General features: G+C 57.8%; 34 protein-coding genes. 13 read left to right on the top strand and 21 right to left on the bottom strand.

Going from position 1 to position 25,899, the window contains the following annotated elements; translation table 11 throughout:
- Positions 1-128: 128 nt before the first annotated feature.
- From ku to EN939_RS00320, 4 genes are all read right to left on the bottom strand, one after another.
- Positions 129-953 carry a non-homologous end joining protein Ku gene (ku, locus tag EN939_RS00335; RefSeq protein ID WP_127266477.1) on the bottom strand — a complete coding sequence of 275 codons (825 nt, stop codon included), beginning with the start codon at positions 951-953 and terminating at the stop codon, positions 129-131.
- A 574-nt stretch (positions 954-1,527) separates the two neighbouring features.
- On the bottom strand, positions 1,528-1,737 hold the full coding sequence (locus EN939_RS00330) for a hypothetical protein (RefSeq protein ID WP_127266476.1): 210 nt from the start codon (positions 1,735-1,737) through the stop codon (positions 1,528-1,530).
- A 139-nt stretch (positions 1,738-1,876) separates the two neighbouring features.
- A complete protein-coding gene (locus tag EN939_RS00325) occupies positions 1,877-2,050 on the bottom strand; it encodes a hypothetical protein (protein ID WP_127266475.1) in 174 nt (57 codons plus the stop codon).
- A gap of 340 nt (positions 2,051-2,390) precedes the next feature.
- Positions 2,391-2,696 (bottom strand): hypothetical protein, encoded by a 306-nt coding sequence (locus EN939_RS00320; RefSeq protein ID WP_127266474.1) that lies wholly within the window; start codon positions 2,694-2,696, stop codon positions 2,391-2,393.
- A gap of 1,114 nt (positions 2,697-3,810) precedes the next feature.
- On the opposite strand from EN939_RS00320, the gene EN939_RS00315 reads away from it, so the two are divergent.
- The 3 genes from EN939_RS00315 to EN939_RS00305 all read left to right on the top strand — a co-directional run bounded on the left by EN939_RS00315 (position 3,811) and on the right by EN939_RS00305 (position 5,257).
- A complete protein-coding gene (locus EN939_RS00315; RefSeq protein WP_127266473.1) occupies positions 3,811-4,545 on the top strand; it encodes a Crp/Fnr family transcriptional regulator in 735 nt (244 codons plus the stop codon).
- A gap of 19 nt (positions 4,546-4,564) precedes the next feature.
- The gene (locus EN939_RS00310) at positions 4,565-4,801 is read left to right on the top strand and encodes a DUF6894 family protein (protein ID WP_127266472.1); all 237 of its coding nucleotides are present in this window, start codon (positions 4,565-4,567) and stop codon (positions 4,799-4,801) included.
- A gap of 213 nt (positions 4,802-5,014) precedes the next feature.
- Positions 5,015-5,257, top strand: a complete 243-nt coding sequence (locus tag EN939_RS00305; protein ID WP_164748697.1) for a hypothetical protein — start codon at positions 5,015-5,017, stop codon at positions 5,255-5,257.
- A 796-nt stretch (positions 5,258-6,053) separates the two neighbouring features.
- Here the strand turns inward: EN939_RS00305 and EN939_RS00295 are convergent.
- From EN939_RS00295 to EN939_RS00285, 3 genes are all read right to left on the bottom strand, one after another.
- A complete protein-coding gene (locus EN939_RS00295) occupies positions 6,054-7,010 on the bottom strand; it encodes an NAD(P)/FAD-dependent oxidoreductase (protein ID WP_127266471.1) in 957 nt (318 codons plus the stop codon).
- Positions 7,011-7,107: 97 nt separating this feature from the next.
- Entirely contained in the window at positions 7,108-7,392 is a 285-nt protein-coding gene (locus EN939_RS00290; protein ID WP_127266470.1) for a DUF6894 family protein, read from the bottom strand.
- Positions 7,393-7,502: 110 nt separating this feature from the next.
- The gene (locus EN939_RS00285; protein ID WP_127266469.1) at positions 7,503-7,751 is read right to left on the bottom strand and encodes a hypothetical protein; all 249 of its coding nucleotides are present in this window, start codon (positions 7,749-7,751) and stop codon (positions 7,503-7,505) included.
- A gap of 191 nt (positions 7,752-7,942) precedes the next feature.
- Between EN939_RS00285 and EN939_RS38780 the strand changes: the two genes are divergently transcribed.
- From EN939_RS38780 to EN939_RS00270, 3 genes are all read left to right on the top strand, one after another.
- Positions 7,943-8,257: a hypothetical protein gene (locus EN939_RS38780; RefSeq protein WP_245456750.1), complete on the top strand. Its 315-nt coding sequence runs from the start codon at positions 7,943-7,945 to the stop codon at positions 8,255-8,257.
- 177 nt (positions 8,258-8,434) lie between these two features.
- Positions 8,435-8,881 carry a low affinity iron permease family protein gene (locus EN939_RS00275; RefSeq protein WP_306663753.1) on the top strand — a complete coding sequence of 149 codons (447 nt, stop codon included), beginning with the start codon at positions 8,435-8,437 and terminating at the stop codon, positions 8,879-8,881.
- Positions 8,823-10,214, top strand: coding sequence for a phospholipase D-like domain-containing protein (locus EN939_RS00270; RefSeq protein ID WP_236383246.1), 1,392 nt, complete (start codon positions 8,823-8,825; stop codon positions 10,212-10,214). The genes EN939_RS00275 and EN939_RS00270 overlap by 59 nt, the downstream gene beginning before the upstream one ends.
- A gap of 122 nt (positions 10,215-10,336) precedes the next feature.
- On the opposite strand, the gene EN939_RS00265 is transcribed toward EN939_RS00270, so the two are convergent.
- From EN939_RS00265 to EN939_RS00245, 4 genes are all read right to left on the bottom strand, one after another.
- Positions 10,337-10,570 carry a hypothetical protein gene (locus tag EN939_RS00265; protein ID WP_127266468.1) on the bottom strand — a complete coding sequence of 78 codons (234 nt, stop codon included), beginning with the start codon at positions 10,568-10,570 and terminating at the stop codon, positions 10,337-10,339.
- A gap of 256 nt (positions 10,571-10,826) precedes the next feature.
- The gene (locus tag EN939_RS00260; RefSeq protein ID WP_127266467.1) at positions 10,827-11,048 is read right to left on the bottom strand and encodes a hypothetical protein; all 222 of its coding nucleotides are present in this window, start codon (positions 11,046-11,048) and stop codon (positions 10,827-10,829) included.
- A 9-nt stretch (positions 11,049-11,057) separates the two neighbouring features.
- A complete protein-coding gene (locus EN939_RS00255; protein WP_127266466.1) occupies positions 11,058-11,258 on the bottom strand; it encodes a hypothetical protein in 201 nt (66 codons plus the stop codon).
- Positions 11,259-11,942: 684 nt separating this feature from the next.
- Entirely contained in the window at positions 11,943-12,236 is a 294-nt protein-coding gene (locus EN939_RS00245) for a DUF768 domain-containing protein (RefSeq protein WP_127266465.1), read from the bottom strand.
- Between the two features lie 909 nt (positions 12,237-13,145).
- Between EN939_RS00245 and EN939_RS00235 the strand changes: the two genes are divergently transcribed.
- Positions 13,146-13,655 carry a ferritin-like domain-containing protein gene (locus EN939_RS00235; RefSeq protein ID WP_127266464.1) on the top strand — a complete coding sequence of 170 codons (510 nt, stop codon included), beginning with the start codon at positions 13,146-13,148 and terminating at the stop codon, positions 13,653-13,655.
- Between the two features lie 245 nt (positions 13,656-13,900).
- Here the strand turns inward: EN939_RS00235 and EN939_RS00230 are convergent, their stop codons facing one another.
- Positions 13,901-14,746 carry an SIR2 family NAD-dependent protein deacylase gene (locus tag EN939_RS00230; RefSeq protein ID WP_127266463.1) on the bottom strand — a complete coding sequence of 282 codons (846 nt, stop codon included), beginning with the start codon at positions 14,744-14,746 and terminating at the stop codon, positions 13,901-13,903.
- Between the two features lie 41 nt (positions 14,747-14,787).
- Complete coding sequence (locus tag EN939_RS00225) at positions 14,788-15,096, bottom strand: hypothetical protein (RefSeq protein ID WP_127266462.1); 309 nt, start codon at positions 15,094-15,096, stop codon at positions 14,788-14,790.
- Between the two features lie 454 nt (positions 15,097-15,550).
- Here EN939_RS00225 and EN939_RS38455 point away from each other — a divergent pair, with 454 nt between their 5' ends.
- Positions 15,551-15,856: a hypothetical protein gene (locus EN939_RS38455; RefSeq protein WP_236383244.1), complete on the top strand. Its 306-nt coding sequence runs from the start codon at positions 15,551-15,553 to the stop codon at positions 15,854-15,856.
- Between the two features lie 39 nt (positions 15,857-15,895).
- Positions 15,896-16,393, top strand: a complete 498-nt coding sequence (locus tag EN939_RS00215) for a metallophosphoesterase family protein (RefSeq protein WP_127266460.1) — start codon at positions 15,896-15,898, stop codon at positions 16,391-16,393.
- Between the two features lie 258 nt (positions 16,394-16,651).
- Here the strand turns inward: EN939_RS00215 and EN939_RS00210 are convergent, their stop codons facing one another.
- A complete protein-coding gene (locus EN939_RS00210) occupies positions 16,652-17,083 on the bottom strand; it encodes a hypothetical protein (RefSeq protein WP_127266459.1) in 432 nt (143 codons plus the stop codon).
- A gap of 285 nt (positions 17,084-17,368) precedes the next feature.
- On the opposite strand from EN939_RS00210, the gene EN939_RS00205 reads away from it, so the two are divergent.
- The 3 genes from EN939_RS00205 to EN939_RS00195 are packed head-to-tail and all read left to right on the top strand — an operon-like array spanning position 17,369 to position 19,515.
- Positions 17,369-18,406: a glycosyltransferase family 2 protein gene (locus EN939_RS00205; RefSeq protein ID WP_127372400.1), complete on the top strand. Its 1,038-nt coding sequence runs from the start codon at positions 17,369-17,371 to the stop codon at positions 18,404-18,406.
- Positions 18,381-19,073 (top strand): class I SAM-dependent methyltransferase, encoded by a 693-nt coding sequence (locus tag EN939_RS00200; RefSeq protein ID WP_127266458.1) that lies wholly within the window; start codon positions 18,381-18,383, stop codon positions 19,071-19,073. Before EN939_RS00205 ends, EN939_RS00200 begins: the two co-directional genes overlap by 26 nt.
- The gene (locus EN939_RS00195; RefSeq protein WP_127266457.1) at positions 19,051-19,515 is read left to right on the top strand and encodes a GtrA family protein; all 465 of its coding nucleotides are present in this window, start codon (positions 19,051-19,053) and stop codon (positions 19,513-19,515) included. The genes EN939_RS00200 and EN939_RS00195 overlap by 23 nt, the downstream gene beginning before the upstream one ends.
- Before the next feature lie 4 nt (positions 19,516-19,519).
- On the opposite strand, the gene EN939_RS00190 is transcribed toward EN939_RS00195, so the two are convergent.
- From EN939_RS00190 to EN939_RS00175, 4 genes are all read right to left on the bottom strand, one after another.
- On the bottom strand, positions 19,520-20,143 hold the full coding sequence (locus EN939_RS00190; protein WP_127266456.1) for a hypothetical protein: 624 nt from the start codon (positions 20,141-20,143) through the stop codon (positions 19,520-19,522).
- Positions 20,130-21,371, bottom strand: coding sequence for a hypothetical protein (locus EN939_RS00185; RefSeq protein WP_127266455.1), 1,242 nt, complete (start codon positions 21,369-21,371; stop codon positions 20,130-20,132). Before EN939_RS00185 ends, EN939_RS00190 begins: the two co-directional genes overlap by 14 nt.
- Positions 21,368-21,544, bottom strand: a complete 177-nt coding sequence (locus tag EN939_RS00180) for a hypothetical protein (protein ID WP_127266454.1) — start codon at positions 21,542-21,544, stop codon at positions 21,368-21,370. Before EN939_RS00180 ends, EN939_RS00185 begins: the two co-directional genes overlap by 4 nt.
- A gap of 164 nt (positions 21,545-21,708) precedes the next feature.
- Positions 21,709-22,641: a lipid kinase gene (locus tag EN939_RS00175; RefSeq protein ID WP_127266453.1), complete on the bottom strand. Its 933-nt coding sequence runs from the start codon at positions 22,639-22,641 to the stop codon at positions 21,709-21,711.
- 602 nt (positions 22,642-23,243) lie between these two features.
- Between EN939_RS00175 and EN939_RS00170 the strand changes: the two genes are divergently transcribed.
- Positions 23,244-23,441, top strand: coding sequence for a hypothetical protein (locus EN939_RS00170; protein WP_127266452.1), 198 nt, complete (start codon positions 23,244-23,246; stop codon positions 23,439-23,441).
- Here EN939_RS00170 and EN939_RS00165 read toward each other — a convergent pair.
- From EN939_RS00165 to EN939_RS00155, 3 genes are all read right to left on the bottom strand, one after another.
- Positions 23,438-24,181 (bottom strand): amino acid ABC transporter ATP-binding protein, encoded by a 744-nt coding sequence (locus tag EN939_RS00165; protein WP_127266451.1) that lies wholly within the window; start codon positions 24,179-24,181, stop codon positions 23,438-23,440. The genes EN939_RS00170 and EN939_RS00165 overlap by 4 nt on opposite strands.
- Complete coding sequence (locus EN939_RS00160) at positions 24,178-25,152, bottom strand: amino acid ABC transporter permease (protein WP_127266450.1); 975 nt, start codon at positions 25,150-25,152, stop codon at positions 24,178-24,180. Before EN939_RS00160 ends, EN939_RS00165 begins: the two co-directional genes overlap by 4 nt.
- Positions 25,153-25,208: 56 nt before the next feature.
- Positions 25,209-25,899: transporter substrate-binding domain-containing protein (locus EN939_RS00155; protein WP_245473040.1), on the bottom strand; the 691-nt coding region annotated here is incomplete at its 5' end.

Below are 25,899 nucleotides of genomic sequence, written 5' to 3'. Positions count from 1 at the left end.
GCGCCTCTTTATCGCGCATCGCTTCGGCGCCAACATGAACTTTGCTCACACCCAGTACGCTTCTAACCTAGCACTGCAATTGCACTGGTTCTTTTCAGCACCGCCGCGTTGGTGATCGCTATCTTTGACTATGCTGATTTGCGGCTCTTGGCCTTTGGCCGGTCTTGGCCGATGCCTTCCTTGGCGAGGCTCTTTCGGAGAACCGAGGCCAGGTCGACCACGTTCTCCTTGGGTTTCGGCGCTGGTTTCGGCGGTTTTTTGCCCTTGCGCTTGGCGTCGATCATGGCAATCAACGCATCCTCGTAGGTGTCCTCGAATTTCGAAGGATCGAACTTTGTTACTTTCTTGTCGATGAGAAGCCCCGCGATTTCGAGCAGATCCGCATCGTATTTTGGGCTTTTCACGTCATTGAAGACGGTGTCTTCCGATGTCATCTCATTGTGGGTCCGTAGCTCGGTCAGCAACATCCCTTTTCCAAGGGGCTGTATCAATACTTCGCGCCCGCGCTGATAAAGTACGACGCAGGAGCGTGCCGCAACGCGCTTCTTGGCCATCGCATCGCGCAGGACGGCAAAGGCCTCCAGAGAGGCACCGTCTGCCGGGATCAAGTAGTATGGCTTCTCCAGAAAGCGTGTGTCGATTTCGGCAACCGGAACGAAGGAATCGATGTCAAGTGTATGCTGCGACGTCAGTTTCAGTTTCTTTATCTCGTCCGGCTCGACGTGAATGAAATCACCCTTGTCCGCCTCATACCCTTTGATCTGATCCTCGGCTTCGACAACATCGCCGGTCTCTTCATCGACATAAGCGCTTTTGACGGGTAAACCGTCCTTGCGGTTCAAAATCTTGAAGTGGATCTTGGATGCCTCACTTGTGGCACCAACTATCTTCACCCCGCATGACACGGAACCGACCCTCAGAAAGCCCTTCCACACAGCGCGTGGCGCAACCATGCCGTTTCTCCTAGACCTCGATCTCGGCACAACGTCAGGCACACGGTTCTGTTCCGCGACGTGCGCCGGCGTCTTTCCACCCGATCGCAGGAGCAGACGTTGCTTTCACAAGCACACGAGGTGCTCAAGGGTGCTTCAAATGCATCGGAGCTCTGGCTCAGTGCGACAAAAAGCGTTCGCGTAAGGGAGTCGGCAGGATCAAGCGGACCAAGCTCGGGTTGAGTGACCGTGCCGACCTTAACTGGACACAAGCGTGGGCCGAATGACCTGACGCATACGCTACCGGCATAAGGGGAATGCTACAATTAAGCCTGGAGGACTTGTTGTGAACATGGCGCAATTTATACCCGAGTTGCAACGGTAATCACGTTCCCGGACCGAATAGTATCACGGCGAAGCCGTGCTACTCTGGCGTCCCAAGCCCTGCCAACTATTCCCCGTAGGTCATCGGCCGATTCCTCCAAGACATAGCAACTCAGTCGACATTCCGCCCGCAGGATCTCCCCTTGCGCAGAAAGCTCCTTGTGCTGGCGAATAAGATCATCCAGGCGGTCCAGATAAGGTGCGCGGCTCATCAGCCTTCACCCCGCAGCATCTCTTCGAAAGTAGCTTCATCGAAGTAGGCTCCGGAGTGCTGGAACAGCCACATCAGACGGGCGCTCAGTGCCTCGGCCTCGACGCTGCCTTCTGCTAGCGCACGCTCTTTGCAGGCCCGCTGAAACACCTGCTGTAGGAGGGCGAGTTCTTCGGGATTTGCAACGCCGATGGTAGCGGGAGCGGTCATGGCTTCCTCCGTTGGGGCGGAAGCATGTTCTTCGCTCACAGCCGGCGGTGCCCTGAAACTACCGCCGATGAGAGTAGACTACGCTCATATTGGCGAGAGTCGATTGAATAATAATTTAGTCACGACAGGCAGGAGCATTCTAATGCCGCTCTTTCAAAAATCGGGCTTCACGAAGCAGCGAATTCCAATCCGTGCCGATAAGCTTGATCAGACCGCGCGCATCCGGCTCCGAAATGCCGACTTCTTCAGACAAACGTCGGGCAAGCAATTGCTCATTGCCCTTCTTCACACGGCCGTCGCCATCCTTTTTCATTGGTTCCTCCTTGGGAAGCCAACTTACGGAATGACCTTTCGTTTCATGGAATAAGAAAAAAGCCCGCCGTCCCATTAGCGGCAGCGGCGGGCCGTCCCTGGGATAATGGGACTCGCTGGGGTGTTGGTTTCCCCTGCTGTCGCGGGCGGTGCAAAGCAGGTGCCACCTGGGGTGAACCAACACGGCACACCTCGCGGGCGACTCGCCGCGAAACGACAAGACCTTGGTCTGGTATCGACCCCCCGTGCCGACCTAGCACGACGGGCGTTCGAGAGCGGCTACACCCTGAGAGTCGACCCCTTTGCATCAATCTGGAACAGGGCAACAGTTCCAAGACACGTCAGCAGCCTTCCGTGGTCTTTTTCATCTGGCCAGGAGCAGCCGAGTTAGCATCGGTATCCTGTTGACCTGGCGCGGCCTGCTTGGCGCTGCCAGTTTGTTGACCTGGAGCGCAGTCCTTGGCGGAGTTCGAGTTAGAGTTCGTTCCACTCGTGGTGGTCGAATCCGTTCCCTGATCGGTCGTAGTGCTCGGCATTGTCTGGGTCGTCGAGGTCGACGATCCGCCTGTGGTCGTGGTGGTCGATTGCGCAACAGCGAGGCCAGTTGACAGTACCATAATGGCTGAAGCCAAAAGAACCTGTTTCATGATCAACTCCATATTGGAATGTCCCTTCGGTACCGAACTTCGCTGCGAAAAGACGGTTCCAAGAAAAATTCGCAATCGCACGCACCTCACGTTTGGACGGGCCCGCACCACTTGCGCGCGTCGGGGCGAGCGTCAGCGGGTAAGCGACCTAGGCCTTGGATCGACCTTTCTTGAATGATTGCGAAGCCTTGGCTTCGGCAGCAAAGCGTTGTTCTCGAAGTCGCGCAGTTTTTGTATCTCGCGCCTCTCTCTCGGCCGCGTTAGCAATCTTTGCCTCACGGTCTGCGCGCTCCAATCGGTCTTTGTCGACGCTTCGCCGGGACACATTGGCCTCCTACCAGAAGACCGTTGAATTTACAGTTTGCTAAAATGTTCCCCGCGATACGGCATGTTCCACGCAATGTGGCGGACTTCCCGGCTCTTCCGGGGAACCAGCAATGCAAAAGCCCGCTACCGGGAGGCAGGGGCCTTGAGAGACAGGCAACTTGGAGAAGGGCCGGCCCCAACAAGCTTCCTTTTGTAGTACCAATTAGTGCCGCCTTTAGTCAGTCGGCCCCGAGCTGAGGGGCGATGAGCTGGGCGAAGCCCTCACCGCCGACAGTCGCTCACGCTTGTCAAAATGAGCCTCCTGATAGGTCTTCTTCATTCGCTATCTCCCTTCGGCTACCGCATAATCACATACCGCGTTGCCTCGGTTTGGGTGCGTGTCAATCGCAAGCCAAACGCGAGATGGCTAAGGGATTATCACCCCTTTCTCGCCTGCCGCTTTCTTTCTTGTGGCTTGTGCGGAATTCTGGCGGGCTCAACGGAGCTGGAGCCCCTGATGTGACGTCAAAAATTCGAACCCAGCCTATGTCATAGGTTAATGCGCGGCTCGGGCGGCTCCCTTAAGGGTGCGGCATATTCACGTCGGGAGCGTTGCCGCACCCCAAGCGAGCAACCGAACGGGGCCTCAACCCTCTGGCGCTGGGCACTGAGGTCCCGGCCAAGGTCCTGGGTGCGTTCGCGTCTTGAGTTCCCAACTGCCGACCATCAGTCCGGCGCCTCTTTACGGCTACTCGGAACTTTTGAAGCGAATGCAAGTTCGATAATCAACATCAGCTAGGTAGCCAATTTGTCACCCACCTCATCCTTGGATGTCCTTATTCGCAAGCTCCAGAGCATCTCGGATCTCCGAGAGGGCGATATCGAGGTTTTGAAAGGCATCCAGATTCAGGAGAAGGATTTTTTGGCCAACTACGACCTGGTGCGTGAGGGTGACCGCCCTGTCAATTCGTTCGTGGTTTTGGATGGCCTGCTCGGTTCAACCAAACTTACCGGCGATGGCAAACGGCAGATTACATCCTTCTTTGTGGCTGGAGATATTCCCGATCTGCACGGACTGCATCTGTCGGTCATGGATTGCAATTTTACGACCCTGACAGCAGCCAGACTCGGCTTCATGCGACATGACGCTCTTCGCACCATTTGCGAACAGCATCCTCGAATCGCGACGGCTTTTTGGCGGTCGACGCTGATCGATGCAGCGATTTACAGAGAATGGGTAACGAATGTGGGAAGACGCGAGGCATACACGCGCATGGCTCACATCTTGTGCGAACTGATCTTTCGCTTGCGCTCGGTTGGACGCATTCAGGATCACGTCGCGGATCTTCCGATTACCCAGGCAGCACTTGGCGATGCATTGGGCTTGTCTACAGTCCACGTCAACCGAATGCTTCAGGAACTTCGACGTAGGGGCCTCATCGCCACGACGGGGTCAAGAGTGCATGCTCTTGATTGGCCCGGCCTCACTCGTGCAGGTGATTTCGACACGACCTACCTGCACCAAAGGACCCCCGCAGCTTAGTGGTGACGGAAGCTCTCGGATGGCACGATTTTTCTTTGATAGTGGCGATCACGATGTGGTCATCGAGGACGAAATCGGCATCGAATGTGCCGGTCTGGAGGAGGTGCGCCGCGCGGGCTTCGAGGGCCTTATCGACCTTACGAGAGATGTGCTTACCGAGGTGGACGGGCAGCAAGTATTTGTTGAAGTGCGGAACGAAAACGGCGACAGGATTCTGCGGCTGAGCATCTCGCTTCAGATCAAGTTGATGAGATAACGTGCCTGACTTGCTACGTCAGAATGCTGCCGAGTGCCGGCACATCGAATGGCATGAGCGGCGAGGAACGCCGCGTGATCGGACTATCGCCCGAAGACGCCGCCATTTCGACCGACGAACAAGTTCGGGTTCTCCCACACGAAGAAATCGGCAATTCACAGTCTCATACATGGCCCATCCAACCGATTTTTTATCGGTGTCGCGTATTTTTGTATGAAGTTCTGGAACGCGCATTCTCAGCGCTCGTTCATGTTGTCTCAGCAGTGGGTGGGTGTCGACGTGCAAAGAAAAGCGAATGAAGCAAGCCGGGTTGCGAAAGGCCAGGAGCTTGAGGTCGAACATCTTGTCGAGGTCACGGAAATTGACCCCGAGCAGGCCCGAACGCTGCTTCGCAAGCATGGAGCCGATTGGCCGAAGCTCAAAGACGAGGCGGAAGCTCTGAAGAAGGAAGACTAGTCGTCACCTTCCCAGCGGTTGGCGAGAAAGCTGTTCCAGCTCATCCTCATCCGTGATTCCCGCCTGGTAGTAAGCCAGAATGCGTGATGCGCGCCGTTCCCTCTGTTGCGGTTTCGTTTTTAATTTTGCTGCGTGCAAAGACGCGACTGAGCAGGGCAAGTTCTGATGGGGTGAAGGCGTCTCTATGCATCGCATCTCAGCTCCCGTGCGCCACCGTCTCTAGAGGGGGCCGAGGCGGGCTGAAGCTGTGGTTGCAGCCTCTGACGCCGGCCAGCAAGAGATCGCAGAACGGGTCGTCCGGCGCGCGCTAACGCTAGACAAGAAAGAATGTTCCGCGCGTTTTTCGGACACTAAACAAAAAGGCCCAGCCCGAGCCAGCAACGGCCTTTTACCGGTCTACGTGTGATCTCCTTCAACCATATCCGGAAAGCCTCTTCCTTGACGGGAATTTCTGGGCTTGCTGTGCGTTTAAAGTTGAGAATGGCAGTTATGATCTTGGACAGAAAGAATGGCTTGGCGCGCCGAGTTGCCAGAGCCACGAAAGCCCGCCCCAGACAAAGCCGAGACGGGCCGAAGCTGCATCGACAGCCTCGAGGCCCAGACAATGAGAAAGGATTGTAGGCCTGCAGCCAAACCTCTTACCGCAGGGAATGTTCCGCGGCTGTAAACTGTCGGTGGGAGTATCATGACCTTTCGGGATCGACATTCTCGGCCAGTTACGGCAACTCCTTGTCGGCCGTCGAGATGTTGGCACGCGCCATCAAGGCAGCCAAGAGCTCGATCAGCCGCGTGGTCTTCATGTTCGTTGAGAAGGCTGATCCGCAAATCCAGTCCGCTCGGCGCTCTCAAGCTCTCTATGGGCATGCGACGCGGCAATGGCAGCCTGTCCAAAAGCGACGGCTATCTGGTTCAACGCTTTGACAACGTCACCAATGGCGTACATGCCTTGGATGGAAGTCTGCTGATGCTCGTCGACTGTGACATAGCCCTCTTCACAACATCTTGCGCCTACCACCTCGGCGAGTTGAGAATGTACCTTGCACCCCAGTGCCAGATAAATGGCATCGAAGCGGGATGACGTCCCATCTTTCAAAATCGCCTCGCAACCGTCTGCTGTCGGGCAGAGTGTGTCGAGAGCGTCACCGATGACTATGCCTCTTGCCCTCGCGGCACGACGAGTGCTGGGCGAAAAGTCGGATGCGTCGCTTCCAAGCACCGTTATAAGTGGTGTAAACCGACTGAGGAAAATAGCCTCTTTAAAGGCTCTCTCGTCGTGCCCGACGACCGCAATCTTCTGGTCGATCGCCTCATACCCGTCGCATACAGGGCAGAGTCGAACCACACCTGCGGCAATTGCTTCGCGTAGACGCGGAATGACAGGTGTCGTGTCGGTGATCCCTGTCGCCATAAACACCTTGCGTGTCCGGATTGCGCCGATCGAGGTCTCAGCGACGAACCCCCGATAGGCAGGGGCGAGGGAGTAGACCTGCCCCTCAACCAGAGTGGCTCCATACAAGGTGGCGTGACGTCGAAGGCGATCCAGAATATCGGCTCCACTTATCCCTTCGGGAAAGCCAGGACAGTTATGGCTCGTTGGGATCAAGGCGGCACGAGGATCGCCGGCATCGATCACCAGCACGCGATGGCGAAAACGCGCAAGATATTGAGCGGCGGTCAATCCCGCCGGCCCGCCTCCAACGATCAGGACATCTTCGGTCTCGGCGGTCGGTCGGCTGACGTGGCTGTTGTGCATAGTGCGGCGCGTTAACGGCGAACGATTTCGTTCGTGCGATGTTCAAAGGGCGGTCTCGGGACATCTGACTCGATGGCAACAGCGTAGAAATCAGGCTTCAACCCGATCGCAAGACGCCAGGCTCCTCTGTTTCCTTGAGCTCTTCCGTATCCTTGGGCGCGGCGACCAGATCCTGGAATCCGAGAGTAGCGACGAGATAGCCTGCCTCATCATAAACCTTCGTCACCCAACTGGTCGGGTCCACGCCATCGACAATTCCGTCGAGCATGGCCTCCTTGGCAGCGCGCTTGGCCTCTCTGATAGCCTCGTCTCGATCAGCCATATCGGCAAAGATTGCTGGCTGCGACATGCCTTCGATAAACTCGAAGCGAAATTTCGGCATCGGTTGCTCCAGTCACGTGCCAGCGGATCGGCCATTTCTGGCAGGTTTGATGGTCAACGCGGCGGTGTCGAAAAGGATGCAGCGGGTGGTGTGCGCATCACCATCTACCGTCAGGCAGCGTTGCTGCCTGCCATCTCCCAATCGTCCCGCCAACGTGCTCGCACGGCAATCATCAGCGTGGCCGCTTCGGTCATTCCTGTTTGGAATAGCCTGATCAGCTCTCTGGCCACGGCATAGGCGGCCGCCGTGTCAGGCAAAATAGCAAATTCCTGGCACAGCGCGTCAAATGCCGCGCGAAGGATGTTCAGGTCACTGGGGTAGAGAGCGTCCGTGTGCATGCGGATGGTTCGATTAAGCATCAGGCTCCTCCGAATGGGCGAGAGTGCGATCGTCGCTCCCAAGCAGCGAAACCCGTTACACAGCCGCTGACCACGGCTTTATGCGGGGCAGCCCACCAATTGTCATTAAACTATGATGCACTCGGCCGGTGTTCATGCATGAAAATCGCCATATGGCCCATTCATCGCTTAACCTTCGCGCAAGGATGTTGATGGCGAAGCCCTATACTCCAACGCCTATAACTCTTCGCGACTGGCCGCATTATTTAGTCCGACCAAACCGCGGGCAAAATGGGGCAACTCACGAGATCGTTCATGCTGCTGACACTCATGCTGAACAACGTGACATAGACGAAGTTGCCGAAGGAAGCAGAAGAGCACCCGCGTCGGACACAGGAGATGGTGTCGGACAGCTCACCATGGCATCGCGCAACAATATGCCAGCCGTCATCATCGGCGGCTCGGTCCTTGTGCGGCGCAAGCTCAGAACAGCAAAACGTCCACCAACTCGTAACCGGCGCGATTGATGGGGAACAACGTGCAGCGGAACTTACCAAGCGACTGCTTGCCTTTTTCTCGCCAGCAATCGCTGGGGCCGAAGCGGCCGAATCCGAATCGCCACGTCTCCGATATGAGCGAATTGCTGAACCCACCGCTGCGAGACTATCCAAATCGAGACCGTGCTCGCTGCGAGACCATGACATGTGAAGGTCGATGCAGGACACCTGGAAAACGCGCGCTGCTCAACTGTACCTTTTGTTGAATCACGGCGGGGCGGTATGATGCCTCGTGGGAACCAGGGGCACTGCCGCGAGTTCTTTGGAATGGCAAATCATTCGGTCACAAGCGTGCTTACCTCAATTGGCACATTGACCTCCCGTCCCGCTGCATTCCTGGTCTTGTTGGCTTACGCCATCCTTTGGATGATCTTCGAGCGACAGAGCTTGGATTGGCACGGAGCCGCAACATTGTTTACTTGGGCGATGACGCTGTTCATCCAGCGCGCGGAGCACCGCGACACTCAAGCGATCCACGCCAAGCTTGACGAGATTCTGCGGTCAGATCACGCGGCTTCAAACATCACGCGGATCGATGATGAAGAGCCCGAGGAGATCGAAAAGCATCGCCATCGCCAGCAGCGGGGCGATTGACGTGCAGCCTCTCGGTTCCGTGGCGTCAGGCGCCCGCAAGAAGACCTCCGGCATTGAGCTTTGGCGAAAGGTGCTCATCTATCTGGCCATCGCCACCATGACCAGCCTGCTCACGGTGTTGATCATAAATCTTACTCCAGAGCCGCGCGTTCTACGATCAATCGTTCCCCATCGTTTCGACGCTACGGATCCCCAATTTTCCAAGACGATGAGCAGCTATTCGCAAGGGCAGATGTTCGATTCCAATGCGGTCCAAACTCTCATCAACGGAGACGAAATATTTCCGTCAATGCTGCAAGCAATCGGGGCGGCTCGATCCAGCGTCGACATGGAAACATATATTTATTGGTCAGGAGCCATCGGCTACGAGTTCGCGATCGCATTGGCGGCGAAGGCCAGCGAAGGCGTGGAAGTCCGTGTGAACGTCGACTGGGTTGGCAGCCTTCCCTTCGACGAGGACTTGATCCACATCATGACCACTGCCGGTGTGAGATTCGAACGCTATCGGCCTTTACGCTGGTATACGTTGGACCGAGTAAACAACCGAACCCATCGCAAACTGCTGATCGTCGATGGCCGGATAGCATTCACTGGCGGCGTCGGCATTGCCGATAATTGGCGCGGGAACGCACGCAACTCGAATGAATGGCGCGACACGCACTACCGGATCGAAGGACCCGCCGTGTCCGCATTCCAAGCGGCGTTCGCGGAAAACTGGCTTGAGACGACCGGCGAGACATTGCAGGGCGGGAAGTTCTACCCTGCAGTTGCGCCCGCTGGTGGGATCGATGCCCAGTTGATACTTTCTTCGCAGCCAAACGGCTCGGAGAACATGGAGTTGATGATGTTGGCAGCAATAGCCGCGGCCAAGGATCATCTGCGCATCGGCATGGCCTACTTCGTGCCCGACGACATAGCCCTGCAGCAGATTCTTGATGCAAGGAAGCGAGGCGTCTCGGTCGATGTCATCGTTCCCAATTGGCTGACGGATGTGCCCATAGTGCGAAAGGGTTCACGTTATTTCTGGGGCGAATTGCTCAAAGCCGGTGTGCGCATTTTTGAGTTTCAACCCACAATGTACCACCCGAAGCTCTTGATCGTCGATGAGGTCTGGGTGAGCGTTGGCTCGGCCAATTTGGATGAGCGTTCCCTGCGCCTCAATGACGAGGCCACCCTGAACGTCTACGGCATGGAATTCGCGCGAACGCAAATAGACATCTTCAACGAGGACCTGAAACGATCAAGGCCAGTCAGTCTGGAAGAATGGCAAGCGCGTCCACTAAGCGAAAAGGTCACCGACTACTTTGCCAGCAGGCTACGCTCGCAGCTCTAACGATGGCGAGGTTCCAGAGATGCAGAAGTCTCCGCGAGATCGCGCGGCATCGTACGCTTAAGACGCTCGCCAAGTCGCCATCGAACGCTGAGCCGTGGATCGTGGAATGACGGTGAGAGAGACTAGCCGACCGCCAAGACCGGCCTTTTTCGCAGCCGCGCCCGCATGACGACCAGCAGAACCGTTTCGTCTTTCATGCCACTCTGGAATAATTTTATGAGCTCGGCCGCAATCTGCTCGGCGTTGTAAGAGATCAGTTGAATCTCTGCTTCCCCGCAAAGCTTCTTGAGGACCGATTCCAGCAATCTCAACCCTTCAGGATAGATAGGTTGATCACTGGCGGTGTCGTAGGTCATGTACGCCCCTTTGACTCGACTTAAATCAAGGCCGCAGATGCTGGGCGGCGAGCCCATGCATGACTCGTTTCTGGGAAGAGGTCATTAACTTATGCAAGTTCGAACATGGCGCCGGATTCACCAACTGCAGGGGGATGAACCAACAAAGGGCAGCATGTGTACGGATCGAGCTGGAGCAAGTCGTGAAAGCCCCTGCCGCCAGGCCTGTTAAGTCCGGACGGTGTTCCTGCATGGTGCTGCAGGCGAGCGAGAGAGCCTAAAAGAATTCAATCACCTTACGGCTTCTCTTTTTGAGAGCCGGGATGGGTTTGCGATGCATTCGCGGCTGCGCCGGCGGTGATTTCACCGGATGCTGTGCAAGCCTTGCTTGTCTCAGCCGCGCCGTCTTCTCGGCGCGTTCGGCTCGTTCAGCGTCCAGCATCTCTTGGCTGATACGTTTGGCGCGGTCGTATCTTTCCTTGTCGTGATTGCGAGTCACGGACACCTCCTAGCCAGCAACAAAAATCCTGCGAACCTTTTTGGTGACACGCGGCTTGCGTTGGCTGGGACCGGGCGTGATGGCTTGTGCGAGGCGAGCCTCCTTCAACCGCGCCGTCTTGGCGGCGCGCTCAGCACGTTCCTTGTCGATAATGAGTGCTGCAGCGGATGTGGTATTCTCGTTGCGACCGTCATGATTGATCCGCGGCATCTCAGTGCCTCGCCCCGATTCTTGTCGCCCGTAGTGCCATTTTGCACCTGCGTCCCGCCCTAAACTGGTCTATTGCCGCTTTGAGTGACGTTTCGGTTGCATGTTCCGGTTTCTCGCCCGGCTGGTTGTCGTTGGCAGCTTGTGTCATGGCCATCTTGGTTCTCCTAGGGGGCCGAACTTCGATATGACACAAGTGTTCCAAGGCAACTCGCAAGCTGCAGGGCTATTTTCGATGTAAGGAACGCGCGGATGCTAAGTGTGATCGGAGCACTGTGATAGGGGGCCGTAGCTGGAACTATGAGAGCACAGATAGCGTCGGCGCCTGAACATGAACGGCGGCCTTCTCCCCTCTCGCAAAGAGCCTGGTGTCGACGATGAACTTTTCTCGCGACGCGATCGTTCACACTTTGCTGGAGCAAGGGACCCCACGGAAACGTTATAAGCTCGGTATTGCATAGAATTCGGCCCTAGGGTCGTTGAACCACTACCGGGGGTCTCTGCAGTCAACCTACAGGCAGCCGCAGGTCAAAACGAGGAGCACGGTTCCAAGCGCATACGGAACCAGAAGCAAGCCTATCGTCACCCAGAAAGCTGGCTCTGCCAAGGCGGCCATGTCCTTGCGAAACTGCTCCATAGGACTACCCCGGCAACTTCGACAAACGAATAGAGCTAATCTGGTAAAGCCTACGGCCCACTTTTGGCATCTTCGACCTCCAGCGCATCCATGAGGGCTGTCGCATCGCTGGGTTGGCCATCGGCGCCACCCTGCACGTCACTTCGGGCGTTCTTTAGCGCTTGCTCGATCGCATGTTCAATGTTTCCGAGCTCGTCCTCACGCACCTCGCGACCATAACCGGCCGCTTCGGCGTCCTGCTCGAATTGCTGGGCCAGCACGGCGAAGCTCACATCCTCTTTGCCAGCAAGAGTGCCGACATTCTCCTGCAGCCAGGTTTCAAAAAACTCTTTGGTCGCGTTCACCGGATAACTCCTCCGCCGGATTAAGCGCGGCGGTTCCGCCACGCCTTCACTTTCCCATGGGGTATGCTCATGGTGGGCTTGGCTGATGATCCCGATAATTCGTCTGCGCGGCGACAACTCGTCAGACGATCGCTCGAAATTCCACGATCGAAGCCTGGTCTCGGCTGACGAAAATTCCCATCATCTGCATAGGAACCTCCTTCGACTGTAGCGGGCAGCCGAAACTCAACAGCTCGGCCGTCTAATCCTTGACATATGCCCCAGGCTGACGACCGCCTCTGGGCGCCTTGGCGTCTTTCGAATGCTCGGCCATCGCAGGGCCTGCTCCGGAGACTTTCTCTGCGGCCGGTGACGGTGTCGCCGGCTTAGACGAGGTCCGGCTGTCCGATTTTTCGGGGCGTGGTGATATGCCAGCTGAAGAATTGTCTGAAGAAGTCATGGCTCGTTTCCTTAGCTGCGAAACTTCCTTACCAACCTCCGAAATGCCCTGACGTTCCATTGCGATCCCTTCGTGCGATAAGATCTCCGCAGGTGAACATGCCTCGACCCTGGAGCGCATCAGCTACGGGTAGATTTCGCAAGTGAACCGTAAAATGCCAAGCCGCTCGGGAGAGATACAGCATAGCCCTACATGGCAGCGCGGGCATCAGAATACGAGCCGACGCGAAACAGAGATCCATCCGTCGCCGAACCCGCGACAGGCAGCAGGTCCGGTCATTTCTGCAGAAATGCGTTTGCCAGCTGAGACACAGCGGCAGTGCCCGCACCGCGATATTCTCTCCTGGTGCCAAGAGCCTGATTGCAGCGCCGACCAGCAAGGCTCGCGATACAGGCTGACTCCGCGGTTCAACCGATGAGGAACAATATCTCCCTTTGAAAGTTCTGGCCGACCCATGACGGAGATATGAAATGTCAGAATCGCGCGAATGGCTTGTCCAATGGCTCAGGGATGCTCACGCCATGGAAGAGCAGGCCGAGACCATGTTGAATGGGCAGTTGAACCGAATTGAGAACTATCCTGAGCTCAGCGAACGGATTCGCCAGCACGTCCAGGAGACCAGGCAGCAGGCTGCTCGGCTGGAAACCTGTCTCGACCGCATCGGACAAGGATCTTCCACACTGAAGGATGCCGGCGGCAAGCTGACGGCAATGGCGCAGTCGCTCAGCGGTGTCTTCGCCGGTGACGAAGTGATGAAAGGATCGCTTGCAAGCTACACGTTCGAGCACATGGAAATCGCCTCCTACACAATCCTTATCGCCGCTGCCAAATCGCTGCGTGAAGCAGAGGTCGCCCAGGTCTGCGAAGAGAACCTGCGTGAGGAAGTCGCAATGGCGGACTGGTTGAAAAGCCATATTCCAACGACAACCGAGCAGTTCCTGGCGCGGGCCGACTCGGAGAGTGAAAACGCCAAGCGTTGATCAGCCGGTAGCGTATCGCTAAACAAGCTCGCGCCTTGCGCCGAAGCTCGGCGCAAGGCGCATCGAGGTAAGCCGTTACCGCTGAAAGGCACTTCAAAGTAGGCAGTGCGTGAGTAAGTTTTCCGATTAGCTCTCCGTGCCGCGATAGTATCCTTGAGGCCAATTGAACTTGAAATTCCGGACGGAATTCTCTGCCATGTGCCGCTCCTTGAGAGCCCGCCGAACTGCCCATCATACGGATGTTGCTATCGCCCACTTTTTGGCGACAGTTCCCCATCCCCAACCATCTCCGCCAGCCGGCTGAGGAAGTCCACCAAAGCAGCTTGCGGCTCGTCGATTTCGCCGACCACGACCGAAATGCCCCAACGTCCAAGCACGGCCTCCTCCACAGGGTTTCGGCTGGTCATGAAGATGAACGAGGGCGGGCGATCTTTCTCATAGCCGGACCGATGCCACGTCTGCCAGAGACGGTGCAGCAGCAACCGAATGTTTGGGTCGGAAAGGCTATAGCCAATGAAGAGGATCGTGCTGCCGAGCGCATCCGAGCGAAAACGCACGTCCAGCGGAGAATTGAAGGAGAGACGATCGAGGTAGTCCGTTTCGGTGAGGACGAGGGACGAATCCTCGTCGAAATCACCATGGAACTTGACGATGTGGGTAATGCCTTGGCGGGCCTGCGCCACATCGCGTGCATTGGCCACTTTCACGTAGTCCCGACCGTATATCTCATAAGCCAGTTCCAGATTCCGATCATAGTTAGTTGTGTAGATGACAGGGAAGTCGAGCCTCACGATGAGACGATGCAACTCGGATTTCTCGATCCGGTCCTTGGGGACGGACCAGTTTCTGTCCATCCAACTGCGAAGTGGCCCGATGCTGCCATGCTTGATGCGATAGTACTCGGCCAGGGTTTGAAAACGATCGCGTCGCGTGGAAAATTCGTCGTCGACGCCGAGCTCCTTTGCCATTCGCTCTATCAGCTTCTCCCAGGAGGGTAATCCAACGCTGATCGAAACCCCTGCCCCAACAAACAGAATTGCGCTGCGATGCCGAATTGCGTTGGCGAGCGAATCTACAGGGTCATCGTTCATCACGTCTTTCGAGGCCACCCGCGCAGGTCGACCTTCCTCCCTCACATCTGGTCGTTATTAGGCTCCTTGGTGATCCCCACCTGCCTGGCCAGCTCGGAAAACGGTGGCACACTCGCTTCGAACTGCTCGGTGTTAGCCAGCCGCAAAAGCCGCAAAGGGAAACACACTGCGTCGCGGTTAGCCGGCGACATATCCTCGAAGAGGCGCTCATCAACCGTGAAGGAGGCTTCCGCGTTTTTCAACGCCGTGTCGATATCATCGACCGAGAGAAGGCCTCTGCGGACCAAGGCGTTATTGACGGCCGCGACCGCCATAAGCAAACCTTCCAATTGCAGGTTGGCGACGTTCATGGGCCATTGTCCTTCATACCATTGGGAGCCCGTCGATAGATAATCCTGCTCCGGAGGCCTTGTGCCGTGCCGGTGATGGAGTTGCCGGCTTGCTAGAGCGTTTCGGCTGCGCGGCGACGCCGGGATTGGCATCTGATGGCGCCCTTGGATCTCCGCTGGGCTGCTGGACAACTCTCCACATGCCTCGAGGTTCCGGATCGCCATGGCAACCTTGCAAAGGCAGAGGCAAGGCTTCTCGCTGTCCTACCGTCGGGCGCACCAGGTGATCGCGGTTGGGTCTTCAGACTGCGATTCAAAAAGCGCGATGCATGGTTCCTCCGCGAGCTCGAGCCGCCTTCGGCAGTAGATGCCTGCCGCGCCCGCTCGTAGCCAAAAGCAACCGCCGCAAAGCGTTCGGCAACTTTAGAGCTCCGACAGTGCCTCCCAGACGGGCCACATAGAAACGACCAAGCTGATGCCTGCTACAGGTCTCGGGATCTCGTTTATCGGCGACATCAGGCAGCGGCGCTCCGCAGGTCAGCAGATCCGATGGATGGGAACAACCCGGCACCGTGATGGTTCGGTGGCATCAAAAGGTGATAGAGAACGATGTGAAAAGCTTAAACAGCACACAGAAGCCACAGATCGTGAAAAGGCGATCGAAGCTCTCTACTTTGCGCGCAAGTGCGGCCTCACCAAGGAAGAGGCACTCAAGATGCTCAGGGAAGCCCAAATCAGGATCGATGATGGACCCAAAAGCCGCTCCGGCAACCGAACTTAAAAGCGATCGTCGAGCGCTCATCTCAGCCAGCGGCGGCGCATGATCTTCTTCACCTCCGACACGCATTTCAACGATCCCCGCATTCTGCGGCTCGACCCCCGCCCCTTCAGTTCATTGGTGGCGCACGACCAGGCACTGACTGAACTTTGGAACGAGACTGTTGCTCCAAATGACGAGGTTTGGCACCTCGGCGACTTCGCCAAGGGATCGGCCGAGACAGTGTCTTCGCTGCTGTCCTGCCTCCACGGCACCAAACACCTGATCATCGGCAACAACGACGGCATGGTAACGCTCCGCGCTTCGGCTTGGGCTAGCGTGCAACACTACAAGGAGCTAACTGTCGAGGGCAGTTTCTTGGTTCTTTGCCACTACCCGTTCCGCACCTGGAACAAGATCGGCAAGAAATCGATAAACCTGCACGGCCATTCTCATGGCCGGCTGAAGCCAATGACGCGCCAGCACGACGTCGGCGTCGACGCCTGGGATTTTCGCCCAGTCACCTTTGCTGCCATACAGGCCAGGCGCCGCCGAGATTGAGGTTAGCGCAGCAGATGGCGAACGATCGATGTCTTCACGTGGTGATGCTAGCCGCAAACAGGATTCCAGAATCCTGCCCCTGGAGTATTGCAGCCATGCTGGAACGCACCGCGAGTAAACTGGGACCGAGGAGCGCCCCACCCGTCTGCACAGCCGTGGGACGGCGCCGACCCCCGTCGTCAACACGGCGCTCCACTGGCGCCCCAATCGTTCATCCACCTCGCTTGAAACGAGCTTCAATCGCCGTCCTTGGCGACCTCAGTGCCACATTCTCTCTCTAAGCCACTTAAGAAACCTGTTCCCTCCGATTGACCGGCGGACTCTGGCGGCAGCCCACTGCCCTCTGAACGTGGTTCCGACATGGCAACTGCAGACGATGTCGTGCAACTCCCCGTCAGACAGTTCGAAGAAGCGCTTTGCTGCCCCATAGGTGTCATCCTTCAGGCCTAACGCACGCAGTAGCGGGTCCTCGAAGGCCACTGTAATTGGCGAGCCCTCACCGCGCGCTGCGTCGCGAGCTTCCCGCTTCAGATGCTCAGTGCCGGTAAGCGCTGTCAGGCGTCGCTCGGGATGTTGTTCCAGCAATTCTGCCCAGCGCTCAATGCGCTGTTGCCGGGTCATGATCGGGTATGTCGACAGGGGTTCTACTTCTGCAATTGTCTGCAGTTGGCTTAAAGTTTGGTGTTCCATCGTCGGCTCCTTTGGTCGAAGTCCCTTCCCCTCAAAAATTATCGCGCGCCGACGCGCTGACAAGAGCTGGTAAGGCGGCCACTTGCCCGACAATGATTGCGAAACAGCGCATTGCTCCGCCGGCGCGCGAAACGATATCCCATGCCAAATCAGACCGAAGCCGTTCAGAACGAACAGCTCGCCACCCGCCTACAACAACAAATTAAATTAGTAATGCCTTATGGAACTTTGAGGCTGGCGTTTCATTTGATCGGCATGGAGGCCTCTGTAATCCAAAGTGCCGGGATGAGAGCGAACGTGTCGCTGCGCTACTCGCTGGTTCTGCCGATATACAACGAGGAACAAGTGCTGCCTCGTCTGATCGAGCGGATCAGGTTGCTAATCCACCAGCTGGACGGTGAGACAGAGGCTATTTTCGTCGATGACGGAAGCCGCGATGGCAGCGTCACTTACCTTCGGCGTGTGGTCGCCGCCGAGCCTCGTTTTCGGCTGATCGAGCTTTCCCGCAATTTTGGGCACCAGATAGCAATCACAGCCGGTATGGACGCCGCCCAGGGGGATGCCGTCATCGTCATGGATGCCGATCTCCAAGACCCACCCGAGGTGGTTCTCGATCTGGTGGCGAAGTGGAAGGAAGGTTTCGAAATTGTCTATGCCCGGCGCGTTAAACGCGAGGGCGAATCCTGGTTCAAGCGCTTCACGGCAAGTCTCTTCTATCGCTTGCTGGAAAGGATGACGACCGTTGACATTCCGCGCGACGTTGGAGATTTCCGGTTGGTCGGTCCGAAAGCGCTGAGAACTTTCAGGCAGATGCCCGAACAGGATCGCTTCGTCAGGGGCATGTTTGGCTGGATGGGGTTCAAGCAGGCGTCGGTGTCTTTCGAGCGCCCGGCACGAGCCCATGGCCAGACCAAATACCCATTCTGGAAGATGGTGCATCTTGCTGTGCACGCCATCGTCAGTTTCTCGGAGCAGCCGCTGCGCCTGGCGCTCTGGGGTGGCTTGGCCATTTCTGCGCTGGCCGTAGCCTTTGGTGCCTACGCCATCTACGCCTGGGCCTTTGAAACCGGCATTGTTGCCGGCTGGACATCCACCGTGATGATCGTGTCGCTCCTGTGCGGCATCAACCTCTTCATGACCGGCGTGGTCGGATTGTATGTCGGCAGCATCCACGCCGAAGTAAAACGGCGCCCGCTTTACGTGATCGATCGCCTCACCGGCTTCGACCGGCCGATGTCTGCCGTCCCGGGCAAGAGCCGCCGCTCGCCTCGAAAATCCCGGATTGGAGTCCCGGCCAATGTCCGAACCCTTCGACAGCTATAGATTCAATTATGGTGAGACGGTCCAGGGATCGATCCGCTTTTCAGGGCTTAAGCACGACTTCTTTCTCATGGCGAAGGCCGAGTTGCTGCGACGCGTTGTGATCGAGCGGGGGCTTCGTCATGCCGGCTCGGAAGTACGGGTGCTTGATGTCGGCTGCGGCGTAGGTGTGCTCCATCCCTATCTCAAAGGCGCCTTCGAGTGCCTGGACGGCTGTGACATCTCGCAGGAATCGATCCTGCGTGCGAGGCAGGAAAATCCGAGCGTCACATACAGGGCCTGCACCAGCCTGAACCTGCCATACGACAATGGGGTCTTTGATCTGGCCTTCGCCAGCTGCGTCGTCCATCATGTACCGCCAGCTTCCTGGCTCGGGTTCATGCGCGAGATGCGGCGCGTCGTGCGCCCGGGCGGTGTCGCCTGCATCATCGAGCACAATCCCTATAACCCGCTGACGCGTCTGGCTGTGTTCCGGTGTCCCTTCGACCATGACGCGGTGCTGCTCAGCGCAGCCAAAACAGCGTCCCTCCTTCAAGAAGCAGGCTTCAGCAACATCCGATCCGAGCACTTCCTGCTGCTGCCGTCGGGCAGGTCCTTGGCCCGAAAAGTCGAACGCGCGCTCGCCCCCCTGCCGCTGGGGGCACAGTATGCGTGTAGTGCGCATGCATGAGCATCGGCCTGCCGGCGACGACTCCCTGAAGCTACTGGCACGCTTCGGCCTGGTCGGCATCGCTGCCACACTTCTGTATGCCGCTTTGGTTGCTGCTTTTTCCAAATCGGAGTGGCTCGGTTTAACGCCCATCCATGCCTCGCTTGGGGCATATGCCGCAGCCACCCTGTTTTCGTATCTGGCTCACAAATCCCTGACGTTCGTGTCGGGCCGATCGCATCGAACTGAAGCTCCGCGTTTTCTCCTGCTGGGGGCAACAGGCTTGGCCATTGCCTATGGGGCGCCGGCGTTGCTGACGGTAAAGCTGGGCTTGCCGCTCATCATTCCCGTGCTGATTACGTGCTTGCTTGTCCCCGGCATCAATTTCTTCGTGCTTGACCGGTGGGTTTTTGCCGGACGCATTCCCGGTCGGCACGGCAATCGCTCCCGCCAGAGGCAATAATGCTCTAAATGGCGTCCAGTCGAAACGACACCAATTTGATGGAGCGCTTGTAAATGTCGCTGGCGGCCTGGCTGGGCGGGATCCCGTCGAGATAGTCAAAGGTCATTTCGAACGTGCTGGCGTTCGAAAAAGCTGCATGCGGAATGACGAACGAGACGGTCATCGGTTGCTTGCCCGACAGTGTGACCTTATGCACGGACACGCCATGCACCGAGATTATTACCCTCTGCGTCGTCTGTGGCGGACGAATGACAGCGGCCATTTGTAGCGTTGCCTTGAGACCGTCGCGAAGCGGCGGTATCTGCAGGCGAAGCCGCGAGGTCTCGCCCAGTGAATGCGTGCCGTCGGCTACCGGCCCCGACCAGCCACAAACTTTCATGCCGGCTGCCCGTTTGGCGCCATCGGACCGGAAGGACACTGTCTGGCCGAGTGAGTAGCTGCCAATGGCATCGCGGTTGAGGCATGTCGTCGTGCGGTCGATGTAATAGGCACGATAGTCGGCGTGGACAGTCGGATGGAGAGCCAGCGCAAGGATGGCGAGTTCGGACACGGCCAGAACCGCGGCGAGCGCGTAAGCGCCAAGCGAGATGGCGCGTCCACGGGGATTGAGGGTGTCAGACCAAAGCAAGGTAGCCTCCAATCCATGCCGCCGTCATGAAATAGCAGGCGACCAGGAAGAGAACCAAAGCGGCGAGCCAGATCAGTTTCGACGCCGACAACAGGACGGCCATCAACATTATCAGAGGCGCCAGCCCAATGACGTATCTGACCATGGAGGCCAGATTCGTTATCAATGGCACGAGAATGCAGATCGCGCAGAAGACCCCAGCGCCATATTGCTTGCGAGCCACCAGCACGACTGATAGCGCCAGCCCGATGATCGCTGCGAGCGCACTCCATTGCGGCGCCGTGGGCAGCCACCCGGTCTTGGGAAATGCTGAGAGCCCGTCCCATAGAAACAGGAGCGGGTTCCCAGCCACTCGTCCAAAGGCGCGTTGGACGTGCAGAAACGCAAAGCCGTCACCGACAGTGACATACAAAAACAGGATGTAGGCAAACAAGCCGGCAGGCGAGATAAAGATAGCGACGAGCAGATCCGGTCGACCGAGCACCCAACGCGGAAAGGAGAGTGGTGAGCCGCCCCGTTCTCGATGCTGCTGGAACATTTGAATGACGGTCGCAAAGACGACAAGGACCCCAACGAGCCTCGTTGCCGAAAGGAGCGCTGACGAGATGCCAGCGACGGCATAGCTGGAGCGTTTGAGTGCCAGGAAGACAATCGAGGTCAGGAGCACGAAAAGAGGTTCGGAAAGGAAAGTTGTGAAGTGGAAGGAGAACGGGCCGCTAAGCAGAAAAGCGCAGTACAGTACATAGGCCCGCATGTTCTTCTCCAACAGCGGCCATGCCACCAGACACGCGGCGTAGCTGCATGCAATCGAAGTGATCGTCGCGACCAGTATCGTGGCGAAGGGGAAAATCGCCCGGATCACCGCTACCAGCATCGGATAGAATGGAAAGAAGCCCCATCGTCCGACGTTGCTTTGGTTTGGGATGGGAAAGCGCTCGTAGCCGCGTTCGGAAATATCCAGATACCAGTGGCAATCCCATCGGCAGAGCGCACGAGCATAAGACTCGAAGCCTGGTTCTGCCAACGTTGAAGCAACAGCGGCATAACGAATAGCAAGGCCAGTGAAACCGAACAGGAGCGGGACTGCCACCACCGCTGCCGCTACCATGTGGCGCTTGTTGATTATGTAGTCGGGGAAAATCTCGACATGCGCTGGATCCTTCATCGACAGCGCATGGCCGGGGCTTTTGATGGCCGTGAGGAGATTGTCAGTCCTGGCTTTTTTCATCGCCGAGCACCGGCGGGGCGCGTTTCCATGCCCTGATGGGGGCCAGCTTCGGCCGTGACCCAACCGCCGACCGTGGCCTTGCCACCTTCATCGTCGTCGAGCAGTTCCAGACGGGTGACGCCGCCCACCCTCACCTCGTGGCCAAAATCGATGCCAGTCTGTTCCCGCGCCATTTGAGAGATTCTGGAGCGCGGTCGGCGGTCGTCAAGAGGTTGCTAATATTCGAGCGGCGATGGGAAGGCACCTTTGAAGCGCGTCGAGAACACGATATCATGCGTGCCTCGGCGGCCGGACGAGCTATCGCGCAGCCTTGACACCGGGATGGTCGCCCGACAAATCAAAGGTCCGCACCGAATGCTCCTTCTGTGCGACGTCGAATGCCCACGGGCGGAGGCGCAAAGACCGAGATCGCCTTTGGATGGACCTTGAAATGGCCTGGTGTCGAGGTGACGATCTCACCATCGGTGTTGACCGGCATCGGCTTCTCCGTCTCGATGTCGAACTCGACGCACCTAGCCGTGCGCACCTCTCGCCAGGCGCCATGCCTTCCAGACCGGAAGGAGCGGAGCATCAGCGCCAGCTTCCAAAGGTTCGTCATTTCCAAGCTATAAAGATCGAGATGTCCGTCATCGATCTCGGCCGTCTCTTCCACCACGTTGCCGCCGCCGTAATGACGACCGTTTCCCACCGCAATTTGGTAGGTTTCGACGTCGGTCGACGTGCCTTTCTCAACAATCTTCGCGTGGAACCGCGTGGCCCGCGTCAACACTTTCATCGCCGCCAGCGCATAGCCGAGCCTGCCGAAACGCTTCTTCAAAGTGGGATCCAGACCCTTCGCCAGTTCAGTGCTGAGTCCGATACTCGCAACGTTGAAGAAGGCATTGCCATTGACCGTGCCGATATCGATCTGCCGGAGTCGGCCCTGCGCGATCACGTCAGCGGCCTGCAGAAGATCCATAGGGATGTCGAGTGTGCGAGCGAGGTCATTAGCCGTTCCCATAGGAATAATGCCCATCGGCAGGCTGCTTTCCACTACAGCCATCGCCGCCGCCGACACCGAACCATCGCCACCGCACACGACCACAAGGTCGGCCGTTTGGCGTAAGCGAACGATGTCACGAGCGATCTCCGGCAACGCCTCGAACTTTTCGACAGCGACAGAAAGCCGGCCGCGCTCCAGCCGCTCCACAATCGGGGCGATCAGCTCTTGGCCGCGCCGCGCCTTTGGATTGAGGAGCAGCAATGCGCGCCTTGTGGCTAATTTGCTCATTCAAAGATCGATCCGATGGTCATGACGCATGCACATAGGGCGGTTGCTCATTCGACCGCAACCGAAGCTTTCGACTCAAACCGGACCTACCTCCGCCGCGACGTTGCGAACGGCGCAATTTGCGACATCCAGCGGTCCCCAGGATCGCTATTCGAGTTCGTGGACCGTCACGCCGGCACAGCCGTCTTGGCAATCGCATAGGTGCTGGCGATGCGTGAGATAGGCCACTTGGCCGGCACATGTCATTCCCCAAACAACTTGAAACCTCCTCGGAGTGAACATGGTCGAAGGTTTCCATGATCATCGGCGCGCCTATCTATCGCGCGAAAGCTTGAAAGCGCGGTCGATCGCATCGCGGATATGTCCCGGGGCGGATTTCAGATCGTCCTTCGGCGCGCCGCTTTGCTCCGGAACGTTGCCGCGCCCCGCTGGAGCCTGCGACAGAAGATGCGCTCAAGCCCATTGCCGGAGAGATTTAAATCGGCAGGACCAGATCGGCCTGGCTCCTGTAAAATCTGGAGCCGGGTCGCGATTGGCCGGAACCAAACAGAACAGCCGTAATTATCAGCCGAAGGGACCGCAACCGCATAGGAAGGGGAACGATGGCTGAAATTCTGGATTTCGAACTTGGCAGTTCAAGGTTGTGCGTCAAACGTGCCGAGAAATCGTTGAAGCGCGCAAAGGAAGAAACGGACAGGAAAAATGGCGTGGTGAAACCGCGGCAGCCGGCGCGTTGCTGGTCGAGGAAAGGCACGGGCCGTTCGTCCAGCGCATCCACGCATTTTTTTCTGGAAGTTTAATGCTTTAGTATCTGGCTGAGGAACAACTTGGTTCGATCATGGCAAGGGTGGCCGAAAAACCCGTCGGGCGTGCCCTCCTCGACGATCTGCCCAGCGTCCATGAAGATCACCCGGTCGGCAACCGCACGAGCAAAACCCATCTCATGTGTTACACACACCATGGTCATGCCGTCCCGAGCCAATCCCGTCATCGTCTCTAGCACCTCGGAGACCATTTCCGGATCGAGTGCGGAGGTCGGCTCATCGAACAGCATGACAGCCGGTTCCATGCACAGGCTGCGGGCAATCGCCACGCGCTGCTGCTGTCCGCCGGACAGCTGGATGGGGAACTTGTTCGCCTGTTCGGGAATGCGGACCCGCTCGAGGAACTTCAGCGCGGTCTTGCGCGCCTGCTTTTCCGATACGCCCTTCACCCACATTGGGCCGGCCATGCAGTTCATCAGCACCGTCATGTGCGGAAACAGGTTGAAGTGCTGGAAGACCATGCCGACGTTGGAACGCACGGCGGCAACGTTGGTCATCTTGCCATGTAAGGCAACGCCGTTGACGACAATGTCGCCCTCTTGATGCGCCTCCAGGCGATTGAAGCAGCGGATGAGGGTTGATTTGCCGGAACCCGAGGGCCCGCAGATCACGATCCGCTCGCCCTTGTGGACGATCAGGTTGATGTCCTTCAGCGCCTGGAATTGGCCATACCATTTGGAAACGGACTTGGCTTCAATGATGGCGGGGGCGCTCATCGCACCTTGCTCCTGTGGTAATGCCGTTCGATCCGCGATTGGACCAGTTCGAGGCAGATCGACAGCATCCAGTAGATCATCGCTGCCGAGATCAGCATCTCCATGTGCTGGAAGGTCTTCTGTCCGAGGGTGCGCGCCAGGAACATCAGCTCCCACACGCCGATGACCGAGACCAGCGAGGAATCCTTCAGCATCGAGATGAACTGGTTGCCCGTTGGCGGAATGATGACCGGCAATGCCTGCGGCAGGATGATGCGACGCATGGTCAGCGTGAAGCCGAAGCCCATGGAGCGCGACGCCTCCCACTGGCCGCGATCGATGCTCTGGATGCCGGAGCGGAAGATCTCGGTCATGTAGGCGCCGTAGCAGAGCGATAGCGCCAGGATGCCGGCCGGAACCGCATCAATGACAAAGCCGAGCTGCGGCAGCCCGAGATAGATCAGATAGACCTGCATCAGCAGGGGCAGGCCGCGAAAGAAGGAGGTGTAGAAGCTGGCGATGGCGTAGGCGAAGCCATTGTTGGAGAGCTTGGCGACCGCTCCCGCCACCGCGATGACCGAAGCGATGACGATGGAAATCGCCGAGACGTAGAGCGTGGTGACAACGCCCTGGCTGATCAGGAACGGCAGTTTCTCTCTGATAAAGGGCAAGCTGAGATGGAACGTCTCGAAGAAGCCAACAAACAGGAGCAGCAGTTCGAGCCATACGATGCCGATCTGGAACTTGAGCGGCGCGAAGCCGATCAACACGACATTCAAGGTGAAGATCACCGCTATGGCGAAAGCAATGGCAAAGCGGCCGTAGAAGCCACTCACCGACGGTTCGCCGATCACGGGGCGCATCAGTTCGGCAAAGCTGGTGCTCGACATGTTGAAAGCCATGAAGAGAAGCAGAACGACGCCGAACATCGTAGCCACGAACCAGGGTTTGTGGACGAGGACTTCGGCTTCGACGGTATCCGGATAAAGCATCTTTGAGCACCGGCTGTTCGGCGGCCTGCCCGGGGGGCAGGCGCCTTTTAAGGGGGCTAGTTGGTCTTCGAGTAATCCTGCCCGTACCACTTTTCGGAAAGCTTGCTCAGCGTGCCATCCTCCTTCATCGCTTTCACGGCGTCGCCGATCTTGGCGGAGAGTTCGGGATCGCCGCGTTCGGTGGCGATCGCCAGCGGCTCGTAAAATACTGGGTCGCCCAGCTGCTTGATCGGGTAACCGGCCTTCTCGGCGTCGAGGATCGACGGCAGTGAAGAGACCACCGCGTCCAGGCGCACGCCGTCGCCGAGGCGGAGGTCGTCAAAGGCGGTCGTCGAATTCTCGTAGGAGCGGACCTCCTTCGGGTTGAGCTTGTACTCGAATGGCGGCGCGCCGGCGGCGTCGAGCGTCAGATCCTTCTTGGCATAGGCCTCGAAGGTGGAGGTGCTGGTGGCGCCGACCACCTTGCCGTCGAGATCTGCCAGCGTCTTGGCCTTGCTGTCCTTGTGCACGGCAACGGCCGCCGGCGTGTAATAGTAGACCGCCGGAAAATCGAAGATCTCGGCGCGTTTCTTGGTCGGCGTCATCGAGCCGGCATGCATGTCCCAGCGCCCCGCCCAATGGCCGGCGGTGATGATGTCCCAGCCGGGCGTGATGAACTCGACCTTGACGCCGAGGTGCTTGCCGATCGCCTTGGCGACGTCGACATCGAAGCCGTCCAGCTCGTTGCTGGAATTCACGAACGACTGC

It is taken from the genome of Mesorhizobium sp. M7A.F.Ca.CA.002.05.1.1 (genome assembly GCF_003998335.1).
GTDB lineage: Bacteria > Pseudomonadota > Alphaproteobacteria > Rhizobiales > Rhizobiaceae > Mesorhizobium.
The sequence above is the reverse complement of the archived record's forward strand: the minus strand, read 5'-3'. Positions and strand labels throughout refer to the sequence as shown.